The sequence below is a fragment of the Dactylosporangium sp. NPDC051485 genome (assembly GCF_040682015.1).
Lineage (GTDB): Bacteria > Actinomycetota > Actinomycetes > Mycobacteriales > Micromonosporaceae > Dactylosporangium.
In genome coordinates, this window is record NZ_JBFAZW010000009.1 from 91,951 (window position 1) to 111,015 (window position 19,065).

17 protein-coding genes, 4 tRNA genes and 1 pseudogene are annotated in these 19,065 nt (G+C 69.4%); 15 read left to right on the top strand and 7 right to left on the bottom strand.

Going from position 1 to position 19,065, the window contains the following annotated elements; genetic code table 11:
- The first annotated feature begins 107 nt into the window (after positions 1-107).
- The gene (locus AB0M46_RS07250) at positions 108-719 is read left to right on the top strand and encodes a hypothetical protein (protein ID WP_363333442.1); all 612 of its coding nucleotides are present in this window, start codon (positions 108-110) and stop codon (positions 717-719) included.
- A 121-nt stretch (positions 720-840) separates the two neighbouring features.
- On the opposite strand, the gene AB0M46_RS07255 is transcribed toward AB0M46_RS07250, so the two are convergent.
- Positions 841-1,095, bottom strand: a complete 255-nt coding sequence (locus AB0M46_RS07255) for a hypothetical protein (protein ID WP_363333443.1) — start codon at positions 1,093-1,095, stop codon at positions 841-843.
- A gap of 469 nt (positions 1,096-1,564) precedes the next feature.
- Between AB0M46_RS07255 and AB0M46_RS07260 the strand changes: the two genes are divergently transcribed.
- Both AB0M46_RS07260 and yaaA read left to right on the top strand, forming a co-directional pair.
- A complete protein-coding gene (locus tag AB0M46_RS07260; protein WP_363333444.1) occupies positions 1,565-2,545 on the top strand; it encodes a helix-turn-helix transcriptional regulator in 981 nt (326 codons plus the stop codon).
- 77 nt (positions 2,546-2,622) lie between these two features.
- Positions 2,623-3,363: a peroxide stress protein YaaA gene (gene yaaA, locus AB0M46_RS07265; RefSeq protein ID WP_363333445.1), complete on the top strand. Its 741-nt coding sequence runs from the start codon at positions 2,623-2,625 to the stop codon at positions 3,361-3,363.
- 371 nt (positions 3,364-3,734) lie between these two features.
- On the opposite strand, the gene AB0M46_RS07270 is transcribed toward yaaA, so the two are convergent.
- Positions 3,735-3,807 (bottom strand) — tRNA-Gly (locus AB0M46_RS07270).
- Between the two features lie 71 nt (positions 3,808-3,878).
- On the opposite strand from AB0M46_RS07270, the gene AB0M46_RS07275 reads away from it, so the two are divergent.
- The 9 genes and pseudogenes from AB0M46_RS07275 (at position 3,879) to AB0M46_RS07315 (ending at position 12,998) form a co-directional block, all read left to right on the top strand.
- The gene (locus AB0M46_RS07275; RefSeq protein ID WP_363333446.1) at positions 3,879-4,925 is read left to right on the top strand and encodes a CapA family protein; all 1,047 of its coding nucleotides are present in this window, start codon (positions 3,879-3,881) and stop codon (positions 4,923-4,925) included.
- 106 nt (positions 4,926-5,031) lie between these two features.
- Positions 5,032-5,104: transfer RNA gene (locus tag AB0M46_RS07280), tRNA-Gly, on the top strand.
- Between the two features lie 15 nt (positions 5,105-5,119).
- A tRNA-Cys gene (locus AB0M46_RS07285) sits at positions 5,120-5,190 on the top strand.
- Positions 5,191-5,222: 32 nt separating this feature from the next.
- Positions 5,223-5,294: transfer RNA gene (locus tag AB0M46_RS07290), tRNA-Val, on the top strand.
- 667 nt (positions 5,295-5,961) lie between these two features.
- Positions 5,962-8,262 carry a WD40 repeat domain-containing protein gene (locus tag AB0M46_RS07295; protein ID WP_363333447.1) on the top strand — a complete coding sequence of 767 codons (2,301 nt, stop codon included), beginning with the start codon at positions 5,962-5,964 and terminating at the stop codon, positions 8,260-8,262.
- A gap of 371 nt (positions 8,263-8,633) precedes the next feature.
- A pseudogene (locus AB0M46_RS07300) lies at positions 8,634-9,065 on the top strand (NAD-dependent epimerase/dehydratase family protein); the annotation flags it as partial.
- Between the two features lie 122 nt (positions 9,066-9,187).
- Positions 9,188-9,616, top strand: coding sequence for a VOC family protein (locus AB0M46_RS07305; RefSeq protein ID WP_363333448.1), 429 nt, complete (start codon positions 9,188-9,190; stop codon positions 9,614-9,616).
- Positions 9,617-9,929: 313 nt separating this feature from the next.
- The gene (locus AB0M46_RS07310; RefSeq protein ID WP_363333449.1) at positions 9,930-12,215 is read left to right on the top strand and encodes a hypothetical protein; all 2,286 of its coding nucleotides are present in this window, start codon (positions 9,930-9,932) and stop codon (positions 12,213-12,215) included.
- A gap of 423 nt (positions 12,216-12,638) precedes the next feature.
- Positions 12,639-12,998, top strand: coding sequence for a cupin domain-containing protein (locus AB0M46_RS07315; RefSeq protein WP_363333450.1), 360 nt, complete (start codon positions 12,639-12,641; stop codon positions 12,996-12,998).
- Between the two features lie 371 nt (positions 12,999-13,369).
- Here the strand turns inward: AB0M46_RS07315 and AB0M46_RS07320 are convergent, their stop codons facing one another.
- Positions 13,370-14,044 carry a TetR/AcrR family transcriptional regulator gene (locus AB0M46_RS07320; protein WP_363333451.1) on the bottom strand — a complete coding sequence of 225 codons (675 nt, stop codon included), beginning with the start codon at positions 14,042-14,044 and terminating at the stop codon, positions 13,370-13,372.
- A 104-nt stretch (positions 14,045-14,148) separates the two neighbouring features.
- Here AB0M46_RS07320 and AB0M46_RS07325 point away from each other — a divergent pair, with 104 nt between their 5' ends.
- Both AB0M46_RS07325 and AB0M46_RS07330 read left to right on the top strand, forming a co-directional pair.
- Entirely contained in the window at positions 14,149-14,883 is a 735-nt protein-coding gene (locus AB0M46_RS07325; protein ID WP_363333452.1) for an NAD(P)H-binding protein, read from the top strand.
- 10 nt (positions 14,884-14,893) lie between these two features.
- Positions 14,894-15,604 carry a DUF4386 domain-containing protein gene (locus AB0M46_RS07330; protein ID WP_363333453.1) on the top strand — a complete coding sequence of 237 codons (711 nt, stop codon included), beginning with the start codon at positions 14,894-14,896 and terminating at the stop codon, positions 15,602-15,604.
- Between the two features lie 74 nt (positions 15,605-15,678).
- On the opposite strand, the gene AB0M46_RS07335 is transcribed toward AB0M46_RS07330, so the two are convergent.
- From AB0M46_RS07335 to AB0M46_RS07350, 4 genes are all read right to left on the bottom strand, one after another.
- Positions 15,679-16,668 carry a hypothetical protein gene (locus AB0M46_RS07335; protein ID WP_363333454.1) on the bottom strand — a complete coding sequence of 330 codons (990 nt, stop codon included), beginning with the start codon at positions 16,666-16,668 and terminating at the stop codon, positions 15,679-15,681.
- Complete coding sequence (locus AB0M46_RS07340; RefSeq protein WP_363333455.1) at positions 16,665-17,267, bottom strand: RNA polymerase sigma factor; 603 nt, start codon at positions 17,265-17,267, stop codon at positions 16,665-16,667. Before AB0M46_RS07340 ends, AB0M46_RS07335 begins: the two co-directional genes overlap by 4 nt.
- A 262-nt stretch (positions 17,268-17,529) precedes the next feature.
- Positions 17,530-17,913, bottom strand: a complete 384-nt coding sequence (locus tag AB0M46_RS07345) for a hypothetical protein (RefSeq protein ID WP_363333456.1) — start codon at positions 17,911-17,913, stop codon at positions 17,530-17,532.
- Between the two features lie 197 nt (positions 17,914-18,110).
- Positions 18,111-18,362 (bottom strand): hypothetical protein, encoded by a 252-nt coding sequence (locus AB0M46_RS07350; RefSeq protein ID WP_363333457.1) that lies wholly within the window; start codon positions 18,360-18,362, stop codon positions 18,111-18,113.
- 32 nt (positions 18,363-18,394) lie between these two features.
- Here AB0M46_RS07350 and AB0M46_RS07355 point away from each other — a divergent pair, with 32 nt between their 5' ends.
- A complete protein-coding gene (locus tag AB0M46_RS07355; protein ID WP_363333458.1) occupies positions 18,395-18,910 on the top strand; it encodes a hypothetical protein in 516 nt (171 codons plus the stop codon).
- The last annotated feature ends 155 nt before the right edge of the window (positions 18,911-19,065 follow it).

Below are 19,065 nucleotides of genomic sequence, written 5' to 3' on the forward strand. Positions count from 1 at the left end.
TCAACGGGGTCATCTCGCCGGCGCAAACGCCAGCGAGATGACCCCTGGCGCCATTGCGGCGGCGATGCGATTCTTGCATTGACGCTGCACTATCGGGGGGGCAGTAGATGAGACGTACTGTCCGGCTGTGGGGCGGGACCGTGGCCGTCACGCTCGTCCTCGCGGCCGGCTGCGCACAAGGCACCTCGGCGCCGCCCCGCGGGCCGAGGCATGACGCCACTTCGTCCGCATGGCCGAATGCCAGCGCTCGGCCGGCCGGCGACATCATCGAGACGGGCCTGGTCGTCGGCCGCGAGGAACTGGTGCTGGCGTTGACCGGCTCCACATCCGTGCTCACGGTCTGGCGGGACACGAAGACCGCGGCGATTCGACAGCAGCCGGACGGCGGCGGCGCCTCGTGGGGACCGTGCAAGCTCGGGCCGAGCCTGCAACACATCGTGCAGATCGTCGCGAAGGACGGCCGCCTGGTCGACGTCGGCGTCGCCAAGGGCAACGTCGGCGGCGTGTCGGTCGAGCACGGCGGAACTCAAACCGACGCGAGTATCGCCGGCTGGTCGATGGACCGCAGCGTGGTCCTGTTCTGGGCCATCCGCGACGGCTCGCCGGTGACGGCGACGACGGCAGAGGCCGACCTGCCTGCTTACGTCGTCAAGGGCAAGGACGGCAAGCAGCTCGACCGCCAAGTGTTCACGGCCGTCTGCCCGCGCCAGGACGGCTGACACTGTAGAGCAGCCGGACAGCGACATACGACGACCGCCGGGGCCAGGTGCAGCTTCCGGCAGTCGATGTGGGTCTGTCTACGCGAAGTGCCAGCCGTTGCCGAAGGGGTTGACGTTTATGTCAATCGACCACGTGCCAACCGGCGAGTTCCGGTTGGGTGGCCAGCGCCCGGCGACAGAAATCGCGGGCGTTGCCGCTGGGTGTGCGGAAGAACAGCCCGACGTGCAGCCGGTCGGGCCCGGCGCGGGCGCTGATGTGTTCCAGCTGGTCGCCGTCCACCGCGGTGCGCCGCAGGAGTTCGACGGCCCGGGCCGATGTCAGCGACCGCAGCCGCGCCTCGAGGCCGGGCGCGATCGCCAGGTTGACCCAGTGCATCGCCTACCCCCAGGTCCAGCCGTCGGTCGTGGCCGGGGACTGGGACGGGGAAGGGGACAGGGACGGGGCGGGTGAGCCGCCGGCGTGCGCCGGAATCGGGTTACCGGCCGGCCCGGAGTGCGTCGTCGCGAGAGCGAAGAATGCAAAGAGAGCCGCCAGGATCGCGACGGGAATTCCAATCTTCGACACCGAAATAGACATGACTCCACCTTTGTTCGAGAGGTTTGTTTGATTTCTTTCTTTCGCTTCCTTCGGGGTCCTCCCCGCCGGTGATGAATACTTTTCCGCACCGCCGGGCCGGGCGGAAGGCTTGGCAACTGGACGGTTCCGGCCCGGCCGGAAGTGTCCGCTACCGGCCGGGCGAATGGAGCCGGATGTCCCGATTTGACGGTCGCTGCGCGACATGGGGGCCCGTTGCTTCGGGGCGAGCGGGGACGGGATGATGATCGTCTATCACGGGGAGATAAGCATGCTGGAATACCTGGGGCTCGACGCGAGCGCCGAGGGCGTCTACCGCTTGATGCTCGGCCACCCGGACTGGGGCGTCGCCGAGCTTGCCGAGGCGCTCGATACGGGACCCGACCAGATCCGGACCGCGCTCGACGAACTGTTCGAGCTGTCGCTACTCCGCAAGTCGGTCGAGCAGGAGGGCCGGTTCCTGCCGGTGAACCCCCGAGTCGGCCTCCAGTCGCTGCTGGCCCGGCAGCAGGCGGACCTCGAGCGGCGCAAGCAGCAGATCGCCGACAGCCAGGCCGCCATGGCCACGATGGTCGCGGAGTTCGCCGACCGGTCGACGAGCGCGGCGCCGACCGACGTCGATCGGGTGGTCGGCATCGATGCCGTCCTGGGCCGCCTGGAGGAGCTGGCCGACAACACCCGCGTCGAGGCGCTGAGCATCACGCCCGGCGTGCAGTCGGTGCACACCATCGAGGCCGGCCTGCGCAACAACGCGGAGCTGCTGTCGCGCAGCGTCACCATCCGCACCGCGATGCAGGACTCCGCGCGCAACGACCGGCCCACCCTGGCCTACGCGCAGTCCCTGACCGACGCCGGCGCCGAGGTCCGCACGGCGCCGCTGCTGCCGCCCCGGATGCTCATCTCCGACCGGAGCACGGCCATCGTGCCGGTCGACCCGACCGACACGGCGGCCGGCATCCTTGTGCTGACCGGCCGCGGGGTCGTCGCCTCACTCGTGGCGCTGTTCGAGCAGGTGTGGAGCACCGCGGTACCGCTGGGCGCCAGCAAGGCCCGCGACCGTCAGGGGGTCACCGCGCAGGAGCGCGAGCTGCTCAACCTGCTCGGCCAGGGCCACACCGACGAGTCGGCGGCCAAGCGGCTCGGCGTCTCGGAGCGCACGTGCCGCCGCATGATGGCGGACCTGATGGAGCGCCTGAACGCGCGGAGCCGATTCGAGGCCGGCCTGCTGGCCGCCCGCGAGGGCTGGCTCTGACCCTGCAGGATGACAGCACCGTCGCTGGGCTGCACCGTGCCCGTGAACGGGCCGGTGCCGACCGGTAGCGTCTGGCGGTGCTCATTCTTCTGCCGCCGTCCGAAGGCAAGGCCGATGCGCCGCGGCGCGGGAAGCCGCTCGATCTCCAGGGCCTCTCGCTGCCGCGGCTCAACGACGCGCGGCGGGCGGTGCTCGACGAGCTCGTGAAGCTCAGCGCCGAGCCCGAGAGCGCGCTGGCCACGCTCGGGCTCACGGGCGGGCAGACGGCGGAGGTCGAGCGGAACGCGCGGCTGGAGCGTGCCGCCACCGCGCCGGCCGGGAAGGTGTACACCGGGGTGCTCTACGACGCGCTCGGGCTGGCCACACTCGACGCGGCGGCACGGCGGCGGGCCGGCAGGCAGCTGCTCATCTTCTCGGGGCTCTGGGGGGTCGTGGGGGTCGGCGACCGCATTCCGCCGTACCGGTGCTCCATCGGGGTGCGGCTGCCGGCGGCCGGGGCGTTGACGCAGCACTGGCGGCGGGCGCTGGGGCCGGTGCTCGACGAGGTGGCCGGGGACGACCTGGTGCTGGACCTGCGCTCGTCGGCGTACGCCGGGATGTGGACGCCGCGCAACGGGCAGAGCGTGCGGGTGCTGCACGGCGGGAAGGTGGTCAGCCACTTCAACAAGGCGACCAAGGGGCGCATCGTGCGGGCGCTGCTGGAGAGCGGGGCGCGGCCGCGGACGCCGGTAAAGCTTTCAGAAACGTTGCGTGAACTCGGGTACCGGGTCGAGGAGGCCCAATCCGGGCAGCTCGACATCCATGTGGAGCAGCTTTAGCGATTTCGTCTGCGCGGGCTCGCGGTGATCCGGGAACGTCAGGGAATGTGGACCACACGCCTCGTTCTGGCCACCGCCGGGCCGCACTCGCGGCCGGTTCCTTGCCGCTGGATACCGCCGCCGGGAAACGCGGGCGGCCAGCATGGGCCGGCGAGCTTCTCGGCGCATTTCGAGCACGCCCGTACGTCTGCCATCTCGCGCGCCGATCTGCTCGCGGCGCCGGCCTGGTTCACCGATCTCACGCGGTACCGCGGCAGCCTCGCCCTTGGCGTCGGCGGCGTTTCCCATCTCGGCGCGGCCACCGGTGACGTCGTGGGAGTGTCGAAGCGGTCAATTCCCGCCGTACGACTACGAAATGACTCGATTGAAAGAGCGGACGACGGGATTCGAACCCGCGACCCTCACCTTGGCAAGGTGATGCGCTACCAGCTGCGCTACGTCCGCGTGCAGAAGAACTGTAGCGCATTCGCGGCGGGCACTTCTGGCGGGGCCCCTCACCCGTTAGCGTGATGCTGGTGAGGGTGCGCGCGCTCGCGACGACGCTGCTGCTCGCGGGCTGCAGCGCGGCGCCGGCTCCCGCCGCGACGCCCACGCCCACGCCGGTGCCCACGACCGCGCCGGCCGCGAGCCCGCCCCCGGCCGAGCTGCGCCTCGCCTTCGCCGGCGACGTGCACTTCATGGACCGCACCGCCGCGCTGCTGAAGAACCCGGCGACCGCCTTCGGCCCGATCGCGAGCGCGCTGTCCGACGCCGACCTCACCGTGGTCAACCTCGAGACGGCGATCACGTCGCGCGGCACGCCGGAGCCCAAGACGTACCACTTCCGCACCGAGCCGAAGGCGATCGACGCACTGAAGGCGGCCGGGATCGACGCGGTGACGATCGCGAACAACCACACCCTGGACTACGGCCGGGTGGGCCTGCTGGACACGCTGGACGCTCTGCACGCGGCCGGCTACCCGTACGTGGGCGCCGGGCGCAACACGGACGACGCGTACGCCCCGTGGTACACCACCGTGAAGGGTGTCAAGATCGCCCTGCTCGGCTTCAGCCAGGTCCACGAGCTCGCCTCGACCTGGGCCCCCGGCCCGGACAGGCCCGGCATCGCCATGGCCTTCGACACAGACCGCGCCATCGCCGCCGTGACCGCCGCCCGCCCCCGAGCCGACCTGGTGATCGTCTTCAACCACTGGGGCGAGGAGGCCAACAGCTGCCCCACCGGCGAGCAGAAGACCTTCGCCGCCCACCTGTCGAGGGCCGGCGCCGACCTCATCATCGGCGCCCACGCACACACCCTGCAGGGCTCCGGCTGGCTGGGCCGCACGTTCGTGGCCTACGGGATGGGCAATTTCCTGTGGTACGGCACGTCGAAGAGCACGGAAACCGGCATCCTTCGCCTGACGGTGCGCGCCCGCGTGGTCACGGCGACCCAGTTCCTGCCCGCGGTCGTCTCCAACACCGGCCAGCCCGCCCTGCTGACCGGCCCCGCCGCCACCAAGCTCGCCCAGCGGTACTCCGGGTTGCGCTCCTGCGCCGCCCTGTCCCCGTCCCCGGCATCCTGAATCCGCAGGTAGGACCCCCTCGACGCGCCGAAGCGGGATACCGGTTTGGCATGGGGGGTGACGGTCGGCTAAAGTTTCCAACCGTCGCCCGGTACGAACGGGCGGTGCGGACGTAGCGCAGCTGGTAGCGCATCACCTTGCCAAGGTGAGGGTCGCGGGTTCGAATCCCGTCGTCCGCTCGGGATAGTCACCACGGTGGGGTGGCCGAGAGGCGAGGCAACGGCCTGCAAAGCCGTGTACACGGGTTCAAATCCCGTTCCCACCTCGGAGTCGCCATACCATAATGTGGCACCTCTAGGGCGATTGGCGCAGTGGGAGCGCGCTTCCTTGACACGGAAGAGGTCACTGGTTCAAACCCAGTATCGCCCACCGCAGGTCAAGGGCCGTTTTCGATGATCGGAAACGGCCCTTGACCCGTTCAGGGGGTCTAGCTATTGCCCCCACCCGGCGGGCGCCGCGAAGAACCTGTCCACCGCCTCCGCGCTTTGTGTCAGGACTGGGCGCAGCGGTGAGTGCGCCAGCGGCAGCGACGTGGGAGTAGCGACATACCTGGAACGGACAAACACCGCGGTGCGGCAACGCAGCGGGTCCGCGAAGGGGCGCCTCCAACTCGGGGGCGACGCCGGGCAGCTCGGGACGAGCGGGCAGTTGACACGGAAGAGGCCGCCGAGGCGACGGCTGGCCGGACGGTGCCGGTTACGGAGGAACCCTCCGCAGCCGCAAGTTCAGCACCTCGTCGCCGACGTCACACTCGCCGCACGCGACCTCAGCTGGATACCGCGTCACTCGTCACTGAACGAGATCATCGCTGACGCATGGAGTGCCTGGGCGTAGCTGTCCCTGCTGTCCCCGGCGTCCCTCAACCGTCGTTGAACCGAACGTTTGCCGGGGACACCTTGATCACCTCTGTCCCTGAGGGCCCGTCGATCGAGAACCGGCTGGAACAGAGGAGAATCGGCCCACCCCCCCTGTTCCAGCCTGCTCGCAGCCTCTGGTAGGGGCTCAGACGATCTTGGTGGCGTAGGGAGTTGTGACAGTGGATGGCGCGGCTCCGGAGTTTGAGCGTGAGTTGTTGTTGGCCGCGTTGGTGGGGTGGTCGGCGATGCCAGCCGATGAGGTGCGGCGGTTGGTGGGGTTGGCCGCGGCGGCTGGCCGGTTGGATGAGCTGGTCGCGGCTCCGGGGTTGTTGTCGGATGTGGATCCCGCGGTGTTGCTGCTGGCGTTGCACGGCGCTGGTGAGCAGGGTCGGATCTGGGCAGCGGTGCTGGCAGCTGCGAGGCTGCCAGCGGCTGGGGTGTCGGTTGCCGGCCAGGGTGATCGGTTACGGGTGGCGATGTCGGGGTTCAGGACGGTTGATGCTGGGGCGCGGGTGGCCGGTTGGGGCGTCGGCTCGGTGATGGAACCGGTATGGAGTACCGTGCCGTCGGCGTTGGGTACGCCGCTGAGAGGCATGGGCCAAGTTCGGGCGGTGGCGGCGGTGCCGCTGCCGGACAGGCAAACGCTACTGGCCTCCGGCAGCGATGACGGCACGGTGCGATTGTGGGACCCCACCACCGGTGAGCCGGCGAGTAAGCCGCTAACCGGCCACACCGGCTCCGTCCCGGCGTTGGCGGCGGTGCCGCTGCCGAACGGGCGGACGCTGCTGGCCTCCGGCAGCTACGACGGCACGGTGCGGCTGTGGGACCCCACCACCGGCGAGCCGGTGGGTGCGCCGCTGACCGGCCACACCGCGGGGATCGGGGCGTTGACGGCGGTGCCGCTGCCGGACGGGCGGACGCTGCTGGCCTCCGGCAGCTACGACCACACGGTGCGGCTGTGGGACCCCACCACCGGCGAGCCGGTGGGTGCGCCGCTGACCGGCCACACCGACAACGTCCTGACAGTGGCGGCGGTGCCACTACCGGACGGGCGAACACTGCTGGCCTCCGGCAGCCGGGACCAGACGGTGCGGCTGTGGGACCCCACCACCAGCGAGCCGGTAGGTGAGCTGCTAATCGGCCACACCGCCACAGTCCAGGCTGTAGCGGCAGTGCCACTGCCGAACGGGCGGACACTGCTGGCCTCCGGCAGCCGGGACCAGACGGTGCGGCTGTGGGACCCCACCACCGGCGAGCCGGTAGGTGAGCCGCTGACCGGCCACACCGTCTCGGTCCAGGCCGTAGCGGCAGTGCCGCTGCCGGGCGGGCGGACACTAGTGGCCTCGGCCAGCCTGGATTGCACGGTCCGGTTGTGGGACCCCGCCACCGGTGAGCCGGTAGGTGAGCCGCTGACCGGCCACACCGCGGGGGTCGGGGCGCTGACGGCCGTGTCTCTGCCGGACGGACGGACGCTGCTGGCCTCCGGCAGCGATGACGGCATGGTGCGGCTGTGGAACCCGACCACCAGTGAGCCGGTAGGTGAGCCAGTGACCGGCCACGCCAGCTCCGTCCCGGCGTTGACGGCGGTGTCACTACCGGACGGACGGACACTGCTGGCCTCCGGCAGCTACGACCACACGGTGCGGCTGTGGGACCCCACCACCAGTCAGCCGATAGGTGCGCCGCTGACCGGCCACACCAACAGTGTCCAGGCGTTGACGGCGGTGCCACTACCGGACGGGCGGACGCTACTGGCCTCCGGCAGCAGCGACCACACGGTGCGGCTCTGGGACCCCACCACCGGTGAGCCGGTAGGCAAGCCACTGACCGGCACAGGCGAAGTCCAGGCCATGGCGGCGGTGCCACTGCCGGACGGGCGGACACTGCTGGCCTCCGGCAGCAACGACGACATGGTCCGGTTGTGGGACCCCACCACCGGCGAGCCGGTAGGTGAGCCACTGACCGGCCACGCCGGCTCCGTCCCGGCGTTGGCGGCGGTGCCACTGCCGGACGGATGGACACTACTGGCCTCCGGCAGCGGCGACCGCACGGTCCGGTTGTGGGACCCCACCAGCGGCGAGCCGGTAGGCAAGCCACTGACCGGCCACACCGCCATGGTCCAGGCCGCGGCAGCAGTGCCACTGCCGGACGGACGGACGCTGCTGGCCTCCGCCGGCCTGGATTGCACGGTGCGGTTGTGGGACCCCGCCACCGGTGAGCCGGTAGGTGAGCCGCTGACCGGCCACACCTCCTGGCTCCGGGCTTTGACGGCGGTGCCGCTGCCGGACGGACGCATGCTGCTGGCCTCCGCCGGCTTAGATTGCACGGTCCGGTTGTGGGACCCCATGACGAGTGAGCGGGTGGGCCACTTTGAGACGCCAGAAAGAGTGTTTGCGCTATCTCCGCTGCCAGACGGCCACCTCGCCGTAGGCTACGGCGACCACGTCGCCGTCATGCGCCTCTCCGCTGATCTTCCGTAAAGACACCCGACAAAGGTCGCCGTGCCGCCCACGTGACGGCCTGTTTGCAGCCTTCCCCCTGGGGGCTAACAGGGGGGTCACCGAAGCGGACAGCCACGTACGCCGACGCACGCTCGCGGACCTAGAAACCTTAGGCCGCAACGGGTTTCGGCATGTCAGGCGCGACGATCATGGCGTTGACACGGAAGAGGTCACTGGTTCAAACCCAGTATCGCCCACCACAGCTCAAGGGCCGTTTCCGCCAGTCGGAAACGGCCCTTGATCCGTTCGGGGGGGGTCTAGGGGGGTCGCAACCGCCCCGGTCGGCACCCCGAACATCCGGTTCATGACCTCCGCCCCGCTCACCAACACCGGAACGAGCTGCTGGCGGTAGACCGCCCAACCTCGCCGGTGCGGTCGACGGCCTCGGCGACACGGACACCGCCCGAATCATCCCCAACGTCTTCCGGGCCATCACTGGCCAACTGGAGTACGTGACGCTCAACGGCACCGGATCGGCGGTACGCGACTTCGTCCACGTCCGGGATGCCGCCTCGGCCGTCCTGAGCGCGCTCAGCGCGGCGCACGCCGGGCAGAGTCGGACGTACAACATCGCCAGCGGGCACGGGGTCAGCGTCGCGGAGATCATCGAGGCCGCCGAGGCCACAGCAGGCCGGGCAGTGCCGGTCCGGAGGAACCCTCCGCAGCCGGAAGCTCAGCACCTCGTCGCCGACGTGACGCTCGCCGCGCGCAATCTCGGCTGGACGCCGCGGCACTCGACATTGAGCGAGATCATCGCCGATGCATGGAGCGCGTGGGCGTAGGTGTCGCTGGTGTCACGCTAGGTGGGTTAATCAGGGAAGACGGCCGTGACAGCATGATCACGGGTGTCACAGAACATGCCCTGAGCAGCGAAATAGTGTCCAAGCGCCAATATGGTGGGTCGATGACGTCGATCAAGAAGTTCCAAGTCACCTTCGACTGCGCTGAACCTGAGCGCCTCGCTCGTTTCTGGTGCGAGGTGTTGGGGTACGTCGTACCGCCGCCGCCGGAGGGGTTTGCCACTTGGGACGACTTCAAGGGCTCGCAGCCACCTGAGCAGCGGGATTCTCGGTTCGCCTGCATCGATCCCTCAGGCGTGGGCCCGCGACTGTACTTCCAGCGCGTCCCTGAGGGGAAGGCCGCCAAGAACCGGGTGCATCTCGATGTGCGGGTCGGTACCGGACTCGTGGGTGAAGAGCGCCTCGCCGCACTTGAGGCCGAATGCGCACGGTTGGTCCCGCTCGGCGCGGTACACGTGCAAACGCTGTACGACGGCAACGATTCGTGCATCCCGATGCTGGACATCGAGGGCAACGAGTTCTGTATCGACTGATGGCCGCGAACGTGTCCCCGTTATCGCGCCCAACGAAGAAAAGGGCAGCCGAGACACCCCGTAGTGTCTCGGCTGCCCTTCTAGGCCGCGCGTACGGGGGGGTGAGCCTGCTCGTTACCACGCCGTACTGAGCGTCAAACTGCGCGTCAATCGGTGCGTACACTCCCGGATGCCCCCACCGCCATTGAACTGCACCTTGCCGGGACACCGTTCGTTTTACAGTCCGTAGAGGGGGATCGGCACACCCTTCTGTTTCAGCCTGCTTGCAGGCGTCTGGTATGTGTTCGGGCGGACGTGGCGGGAGGTGGATGGCGTGGCTTCGGTGTTTGAGCGTGAGTTGTTGTCGGCGGCGTTGTTGGGGTGGTCGGCGGTGCCGGCTGGTGGGGTGCGACGGTTGGTGGAGTTGGCTGCGGCGGCGGGCCGGTTGGATGAGCTGGTAGGCGCTCCGGGGTTGTTGTCCGATGCAGATCCCGCGGTGTTGCTGCTGGCGTTGTCTAGTGCTGGTGAGCGGGGTCGGGTGTGGGCGGCGGTGCTGTCAGCTGCGGGGCTGCCGACGGCAGGGCTGTCGGCTGCAGGGCAAGGTGATCGGTTGCGGATTGCGATGTCGGGGTTCGGTGCGGTTGATGTTGGGGCGTGGTTGGCCGGTTGGGGCGGTGGGTCGGTGGTCGATCCGGTATGGAGCACCGTGCCGTGGGTGTTGGGTGCGCCACTGACCGGCCACACCGGCGGGGTCCGTTCGGTGGCGGCGGTGCCGCTGCCGGACGGATCGATGCTGCTGGCCTCCGGCAGCCAGGACCGCACCGTGCGGTTGTGGGATCCCAGCACCGGTAAGCCGGTGGGTGCGCCGCTGACCGGCCACCACAACTGGGTTACGGCGGTGGCGGCGGTGCCGTTGCCGGATGGGCGGATGCTGCTGGCCTCCGGCAGCGACGACGGCACGGTGCGGTTGTGGGATCCCAGTACCGGTGAGCCGGTGGGTGCGCCGTTGGACACCGGCCGGGTCAAGGCGGCGGTGTCGTTGCCGGGTGGGTCGATGCTGTTGGCCTCCGGCAGCGACGACGGAACGGTGCGGTTGTGGGATCCCGCCACGGGTGAGCCGGTTGGTGCGCCGCTGACCGGACACACCAACGGGCTCGCAGCGGTGGCGGCGGTGTCGCTGCCGGACGGGCGGACGCTGTTGGCCTCCGGCAGCGACGACGGCACGGTGCGGCTGTGGAATCCCGGCACCGGTGAGTCGGTGGGCGCGCCGCTGACTGGCCACACCGACTGGGTCCGTTCGGTGGTTGCGGTATCGCTGCCGGATGGGCGGACGTTGCTGGCCTCCGGCAGTCAAGACCACACGGTGCGGTTGTGGGATCCCAGCACGGGTGAACCGGTGGGTATGCCGCTGACCGGCCACACCAACGGGGTCGCAGCGGTGGCGGCGGTGCCGCTGCCGGGCGGGTCGAAACTGCTGGCCTCCGGCAGCGGCGACGGCACGGTGCGGTTGTGGGATCCCTGCACGGGTGAACCGGTGGGTATGCCGCTGACCGGCCACACCGACTGGGTCGTTTCGGTGGCGGCGGTGTCGCTCCCGGACGGGTCGATGCTGCTGGCCTCCGGCGACGGCGACGGCACGGTGCGGTTGTGGGACCCCACCATCGATGACCAGGTGGGTGCGCCGCTGACCGGCCACACCGGCGGGGTCCGTTCGGTGGCGGCGGTGCCGCTGCCGGACGGATCAATGCTGTTGGCCTCCGGCAGCCGGGACGGCACGGTGCGGTTGTGGAATCCCAGTACCGGTAAGCCGGTGGGTGCGCCGCTGACCGGCCACACCGGCGGGGTCCGATCGGTGGCGACGGTTCCGCTCCCGGACGGGCGGACGCTGTTGGCCTCTAGCGGCCGGGACGGCACGGTGCGGTTGTGGGATCCCGGCAATGGTGAGCCGGTGGGTGCGCCGCTGGCCGGCCACACCGGCGGGGTCCGTTCGGTGGCGACGGTTCCGCTGCCGGATGGGCGGACGCTGTTGGCCTCCGGCAGCCAGGATCACACGGTGCGGTTGTGGGATCCCGGTACCGGTGAGCCGGTGGGTGTGCCGCTGACCGGCCACACTCACGGGGTCGCGGCGGTGGCGGCGGTGCCGCTGCCGGATGGGCGGACGTTGCTGGCCTCCGGCAGCCAGGATCACACGGTGCGGTTGTGGGATCCCGGTACCGGTGAGCCGGTGGGTGTGCCGCTGACCGGCCACACCGACTGGGTCGTTTCGGCGGCGGCGGTGTCGCTGCCGGACGGGCGGACGCTGTTGGCCTCCGGCAGTTTGGACTGCACGGTGCAACTGTGGGATCCCGGTACTGGTGAGCCGGTGGGTGCGCCGCTGACCGGCCACACCGACGGGGTCGTTTCGGTGGCGGCGGTGTCGCTGCCGGGCGGGCGGACGCTGTTGGCCTCCGGCAGTTACGACGAAACGGTGCGGTTGTGGGACCCCACGACGAGTGAGCAGGTGGGCCACACCGAGACGCCAGGGGAGGTGTACGCGCTATCTCTGCTGCCAGACGGCCACCTCGCCGTAGGCTACGGCAGCCAGGTTGCCGTCATGCGCCTATCCGCTGACCTTCCGTAAACACACCTGACAAGAGATTCCGTACCGCCTACGCGATGGCCTGTTGCAGCCTTCCCCGACGAGGGGGCTAACAGGGGGTCACCGAAGCGAACAGTGATCGGCGTGTCTGTCAACCTCGTCGATCAAGGAGAAGGTGACCCGAGTTGAGATCAAACCAGGGCAGCTTCTCCATGATCGGCGGCACCGCGGCGACGTTGGCGCGGCCCCGGTGCTCTGCCCTCCCCAGACAGCGGGCCCTGACCTGCGCCTGGGCGGGGGCCACCCCAGGGACGCGCGGCAAGATCAGTGGGAAAGAGACCACTCCAGCCCGGTTGAGCGGTCTGTCCCCCGGCCCTCGCGGACACGATCTGCAGTGGTTCGGTGACGAAGACTTGACACCCCTGCCTGACTAGGCGTTACGGTCCGAAGAAGGGGGTGGTTGTCGTGAGCGTCGAGGTAAAGACCTTCGACAAGCCGGACGAGACGCGGCCCTTCGAGGGCAAGGGGTACGCCGACATGGTGACCGTGGCCGGCAAGACGGTGGAGTGTGGGCACTTCGAACCGGGCTGGCGCTGGTCGAACAACGTCAAACCCATCGCGGGCACGGAGTCCTGTGAGTTTTCGCATCTGATGTACGTGCTCCAGGGGCGCATGCGTATCCACATGAACGATGGCAGCGAGCAGGAGCTCACGCCTGGCGAGGTGGCGTCGATCCTGCCCGGCCACGACGCTGAGGTGGTCGGCGATGAGGAGTGCGTGGCCCTGGACTTCGGCGAGATCGCCGAGTACGCGCGGCACAAGTAGGGGTTGATCGCGCCGGTCGCTCCGGTATGCGGGGTCGGCCAGTTCCACCTTTGCCGCCCGGCCAGCGGCGGCGGTGACGTCGACCAGATCGCCGGCGCGGGTAGGTGCAGTTGGGCGCCGTTGGCGTCGGCGGCCGACCGTAGCCCGTCGAGGGCTTCGGCGGGGACCGGTTGGTCTGCGAACGGCCGCCGGTCGGAGCGGCGAGCGGCCATGACCCGGAACAGCCGCCCGGCGTTTGTGGTGTGTGCAGTGGGCGGGCGATTATCCGCGACCGGACAGGCGTTCGTTGCGGGGAGACCCGGTGCTCGTTGCGCGGTGTCGGCTCCGTGTGAAAACTGACCCCGTTGTTCCGGGCTCGTTTTGCCGACGGGCTACAGCCAGCGTCCGCGCTGTCGCTGCAGTCCGTCGAGGATCAGGTCGAGTCCGATGTCGAACTCCTCGGTGTACGCGTAACCAGGTTTCAGGGCGCGGTCGGCGATCATCTCGGTGAGGTGCGGGAACTCGTCGCGGGGCAGCTGTTGCAGAATCGATCCCGCCACGTCCTCGAGGTCGGCGGATGACGTAAAGGGCAGGCTGAGCTCCTGGAGCGTGAATCCGTAGATGTAGCTGTCTAGTACCGAGAACGCGTGGGCCGCGCCAGCGATCGAGAAGCCGCCCGCCCGTAGGCAGCCGATTGCCGCGTTGTGGTGGCGCAGCGTCGCGTGGCCAGGGTTTGTCCGTGAGTCCATCAGTCGGATCGCCCAGGGGTGGCGGGTCAGCGCGTCACGCATCGAGACTGCCCGCCGTCGCATCGCGGTCCGCCAGTCGACGTCGTCCGACGGGAGCTCGATCTCGCCGAAGACGAGGTCGATCATGCTGTCGAGGATCACATCCTTGTTGCGGAAGTGGTGGTACAGCGACATGGCCTCGACGCCGAGCCGCTCGGCGAGCCGGCGCATGCTCGGCGCACCGGTGCCGGCCTCGTCGGCCATCGCGACCGCCGTGCGAAGCACCAACTCCTTGCTGAGCGCGTTGCGGCGATGCGTGTCGGCTGGCTCCGTGGCCACGAGGTCCTCCTGTCCGGGTCGCTTGGACGGCTTGACAACCTTACGCCGCAAGGTTGTACCTTACAGCGTAAGGGTCGAGGTGACGGCGAGCTGAGGAGAGGGCCATGGAACCGATCGGTTTGGACGGAGCCAAAAAGCCGGGCACGGGGAAGAGGATGTGCATCGTCGGCGCGTCCGGGAAGCTCGGGCGCTACATGGTGCAGCACGCGTTGGACCGCGGCTACGAAATCGTGGGTGTGTGCCGAGAGCAGAGCGTGAGCAAGCTCGCCGAGTTCGAGGGACGGATCACGGTGATCCCTGGACCGACCGACGACCGCGCGGTCGTCGCACGGGCGGTGCACGAATGCGACGCCGTGCTCACGGTGCTGGTGCCGTGGGGCACGAACCACTATGCCTCCGGTACAGCCCAGGCTGTGCTCGACCACGCACGTCCGAGCGCCCGTTTGGTGTTCTCCTGCGGCTGGCACATCACTCGCGATGGGAAGGACGTGTACACCCGGAAGTTCAAGGCTTACGCGGCCGTGTTCGGGCGGCTGGCGAAGCTCGCCCGTGTCGTGGACGTGGACGACCAGGTGGAGGCGTGCCGGAGGATCTTTGCCAGTAACACCAACTGGACGGTCGTGCGTGGCAGTGACCTAGAGGAGGGGGACAGTCAGGGCCTGCCGGTATGGAGCCGGCACGTCGGCGACCCTGTCCTCGCGAGCAACCTGACCCGTCGCGTGGACTACGCCCGTTTCATGGTCGAGGCGGTGGAGAACGACGCCCTTGTCCAAGAGGCCCCGGCCATCGTCGGCCGGCTGACCCCATCAGCCCTTGCCCACGCCGACGGTCCGGCGTAAGCGTCCGCTCGTGACCGCACCGAAGGCGCTCGCGAGGATCGCGGGATCCCTGTATCTGATCGTCGCCGTGTTCACCATCTTCGCCGGACTGGTGAACACACGCATCGTCGAGTCAGGGGACGCAGCGACCACGGCCGACAACATCGACACCTCGGCCACCCTGTTTCGCATCGGCTTCGTCAGCGAGTTGGTGGGGGCTACGGTCTTTCTGCTGACGGGCATGGCCCTGTACATGCTGCTCAAGCACGTCAACCACATGGCTGCCGCCGCGATGGTCACCCTCGTCGCGGTCAGCGTCGCGATCCAGAGCCTGAACCTGCTCAACCAGAAAGCGGCGCTGACGATCGCCACCGGCCAGGACTACACCGCCACCTTCGGCCCGGCAGGTTCCGACCAGCTAGCGATGCTGTTCGTTGACATGCAACACGACGGGTACCTCATTGCCCAGACGTACTTCGGCCTGTGGCTCCTGCCGCTGGGCTACCTGGTCGTCAAGTCGGGCTACTTCCCCAAGGCGTTGGGCGTCCTGCTGGTGATCGGATGCTTCGGCCACCTCGCGGACGTGTTCGTGCGCTTCCTTGCCCCCGACCTCGGCGCAACCATCTCACCGTTCGTCATGACCCCCGCAGCGGTCGCAGAACTATCGTTCATCGCGTGGCTGCTGGTCAAGGCCGTGCGGGTTCCCGAACCCGACCGGGCCCAGGCGGTCGTCCTGGCCTAGCACGGCATCCATCGCCGTCCACGTCGGGCTGCCTCGGGTGCAGTCCCCCTGACAGGCGGTGCTCCGGGCGGGGGTCAGGACGGCAGCTGTCCGATGCGGTCGACAACGACGGTCCGCAGGAGCGTGCCGCTGTACTGGGTGCGGCCGTCGTGGTCGAGGATGGCCTCGCCGAGGTACCGCAAGCCGTTCTGGTCGAAGATCAGCACGACCCGGCCGAGGCGTTCGTCGTCCACGCCGAAACCCACGCCCTTGCGGCCGATCGCGTCCGCGATGCCGGAATGGATGCTGACGCCGCGCATGGCGCTCAGCGCCCGGAACAGCGCGACCCGCTGGGCGGCCGGCAGGCGGCCGGCCAGCGACCGCAGCACCTCCCACAGCGCGGCCTCGCGGGTCACCACCGGGCCGCCGGCGCCCGGCGCCTTCGAGGTGCTCACCCTGATGGAGGGGTCGGCCTGTAGGGCGGCGAGCAGGCTCGGATCGGTCGGGAGCTGCGCCAACACCGTGTACGGCGCGGACGCCAGGCCAGCCTTCGGATCGTAGACCGGCAGTTCGTCCTCCCAGCTGCACCCGTCACGCGACCAGCCCGCCTTGGTGCTGGCCCCGGCGGCCGCACCGGACGGAGCCGCGGGCGATCCCGACGAGGCCGGGCGACAGGACGGCGACTCTTTGACCGAGCGCACGCGGCCCGGCCGGGTGCCGTCGGCCGCCATCCAGGACCAGACGTGGTAGTCCGGGCCCGGCGTGGGTGACGAGTTCCGGGTCTCCGTGAACACGTACTGGTCCGGGCGCGGCACCTGCTCCGACCCGGACTCGGAGCCGGCCGCGCCGGACGGGCGGTCGGTGCCGGGCCGGGGCAGCACGAGGGCGCCGGCCGCGGTGGCGGTCAGGGTCACACCGAAGGCCAGCCCGATCGCCAGCCGCCGGCGCTCAACCGGCCGGTGCAGGATCCGCGGGCCCTCGCCCGCCATCGCGTCGGCGAGTCGGAGTCGGGCGGCGTTGCGGGCGTGCGCGGACATCGGCGCGACGCCGGCCCGGACGCGCGCCAGCTCGTCGAGTTCGTTCATGTCTGTGACTCCTCGCTGGGATCGATACCGCCTAGCGCGTCGCGCAGCCGCCGGCGGGCGCGGTTGAGACGGGAGCGCACGGTGCCGACCGGCACGTCGAGCGCCGCCGCGGTCTCCTCGTAGGTCAGGGCGCCCCAGACGACCAGCAGCAGCACGTCGCGCTCCCGCGCGGTGAGCCCGGCCAGCGCGCCGGCCAGCCGCCGGACGGTTGCCTCGGCGGTGACGCCGGCCGCGACGGCGTCGGCGTGGTTGTCCGCGACGACCGGGTCGGCGCCGGTGCGGGCCCACGCGCGGTACTGGGCGCGCTCCGCGCGGGCGTGGCGGCGCAGCAGGTTGGTGGCGATGCCGTACAGCCACGGCAGCGCGCGCTCGGCCTGCGGGTCGTAGCCGTGCCGGCCGCGGAAGGCGGCCAGGAACGTCTCGGCCGTCAGGTCGTCGGCGAGCGCCGGGCCCGCCCGGCGGGCGAGGTAGCGGTGCACCGCGTCGGCGTAGCGGTCGTAGATCTCGCCGAACCGCTCGGGTTCGGTCCGGGACCGCGCGACGATCGCGGCGTCGGTCTCCGGCCTGGCGTCGGGCACCGCGGCCCGCGGTTCCGCCATCACCGCGGCGCTCGCACACCGCGGACGCGCGTCGGACCGCTCATGATCCCTCCTCCGGCCGCTTGCTGCTGCCCTGTACTTGCCGCACCGGGTCGTCGAGTTCGCCGGGCAACGCCACGAATTTCCAGCCGACACGAAACGGCCCGGCCGCGCCTTGGCCGGCGGGCGCCGCAAAGGCCAATACGCCTGGCCTGAATCCACGCGGGAAGGTGCCCACGCTTCAAAGTGGGTCACGTTGACAACCGTCCGGATGTGGCTTGCCTCAGCCGTTCCGGGCGGCGTCAAGGGTCAATCCGGGGGTCCACCGGGGCGAACGGCCACGTACGGCGGCGCACCCCAATGAACCTCGAACCGTTGCCCCGCAACGGGTTTCGGCATGTAGACCTCGCTCGACGTACAGGGTCACGACGTCGCCCTTCGCCAGGCCGTCGTATCCGGACAGCCCCGCGTCATACCGTCGGCCGTCCACCTCGTACGTGACGAAGGCTTGGACCGCCTCGCTGCCGAGCTTGCCCCACCTGGTCGCATGCACGTCGGCGACGAGCGCGGGGACGGGACGGCCCTCCCGGACCCGCCTGTCGCCGATGTGCACCAGGCACTGGCTCCAAGCGATGCCGACGACCGCCACCACCAGGGCCGCGCCCACGGTGACGAAAGTCCGCCGCCATGTGCGACCAACCCATGTGGGCCAGTTTGAGCCCGTCACAACCGCATGTCCCTTACCAGACGAGGCCCAGAGTCAGCCTCGGTCGCTAGAGCGCTGCTCGCCGACCCAGGCTGGGGCGCTGTACCAGTTCTGCCTCGCGCGACTTCAGTGTCAAGTTGACGGCTGGTCTGGTCTGGTTACAGACTTCCCGATTCCGGCCAGTTGGACCAATGCGTGTTGGGCGGCTTGCTGGGTGCGTACCGATCGATATCGCCCGTTGCCAGGACATCGGCGATGTGGCGGAAGGTTTCGGACTGGCTGGGCGGCTCGACATCGGGATGATGCCACTGGTCGAGGCGCAGCACTTCGGGCACGTCGACCGAGATCCGCCGGCGCAGCTCGTGTTCGTGCCCAGCCATTGCAACCAAGACATCGAAAAGTGGCGTCATCTGCGGCGACAAGACTCTAAAGGGAGTAAGTGTTGAACGTGCGTCACGTGGCCTTGGTGTTGATCGCGACCGCACTGGTGTTGTCGACGTCGGCGTGTGGCGGGAAAGAAGATCGCGGTCCTTCCGCAGCACCCGGGCCGGCTGAGTGCCCGCAGACGTTCACTGAGTCGTCCGGCCCGTCCTCCGACAGGAGCGGCGAACTGGTACCAGCCGGTGCTGACACGGCGTTGCTATGCGTCTACCCGTTCGGCACGGGAGACAACGTAGGCACGTTCCAATTGCGGCGCAGTCTGTCGGCTGCCGCGAGTCCGGATCGGGTCACGGAGTACCTGAACAGGCTGATTGCATTCGACTCGGGGACTGTTGTCGGATGCGGGCTGATGGGCCACGACCAGTATCAGATCGCCCTTGGCTACCCCGATGGCACTCATGCGGTCGTTCGGGTCGACTACAGCTGCGGCAAGGTCTCCGCCGCTGGGGCGACGCGTCGCCTTGAGCGTGCCGACACGCTGCTCGCCTTTTGGCCAAACCCTGGAATCACGGGCTGATTCGCGCACCTTTGCAAGGTCATTGCCCCTTATGGATGCCTACGTGAGTGCCCGCAGCCGAAGGTGCCCACGAAGGCGGATGACCCGAGCCCAGTCCTGAACGTCGCGGCTGCAGCTCCGAGAGCAGCGCCTGCTGATCCCCGCACCACATGAGC

Coding starts and splice junctions, on each gene's coding strand:
- AB0M46_RS07305 (WP_363333448.1), top strand. CDS start 9,188: ATGACGTCGATCAAGAAGTTCCAAGTCACCTTCGACTGCGCTGAACCT.
- AB0M46_RS07340 (WP_363333455.1), bottom strand. CDS start 17,267: ATGGCGGAACCGCGGGCCGCGGTGCCCGACGCCAGGCCGGAGACCGAC.
- AB0M46_RS07250 (WP_363333442.1), top strand. CDS start 108: ATGAGACGTACTGTCCGGCTGTGGGGCGGGACCGTGGCCGTCACGCTC.
- AB0M46_RS07350 (WP_363333457.1), bottom strand. CDS start 18,362: ATGACGCCACTTTTCGATGTCTTGGTTGCAATGGCTGGGCACGAACAC.
- AB0M46_RS07260 (WP_363333444.1), top strand. CDS start 1,565: ATGCTGGAATACCTGGGGCTCGACGCGAGCGCCGAGGGCGTCTACCGC.
- AB0M46_RS07335 (WP_363333454.1), bottom strand. CDS start 16,668: ATGAACGAACTCGACGAGCTGGCGCGCGTCCGGGCCGGCGTCGCGCCG.
- AB0M46_RS07255 (WP_363333443.1), bottom strand. CDS start 1,095: ATGCACTGGGTCAACCTGGCGATCGCGCCCGGCCTCGAGGCGCGGCTG.
- AB0M46_RS07325 (WP_363333452.1), top strand. CDS start 14,149: ATGGAACCGATCGGTTTGGACGGAGCCAAAAAGCCGGGCACGGGGAAG.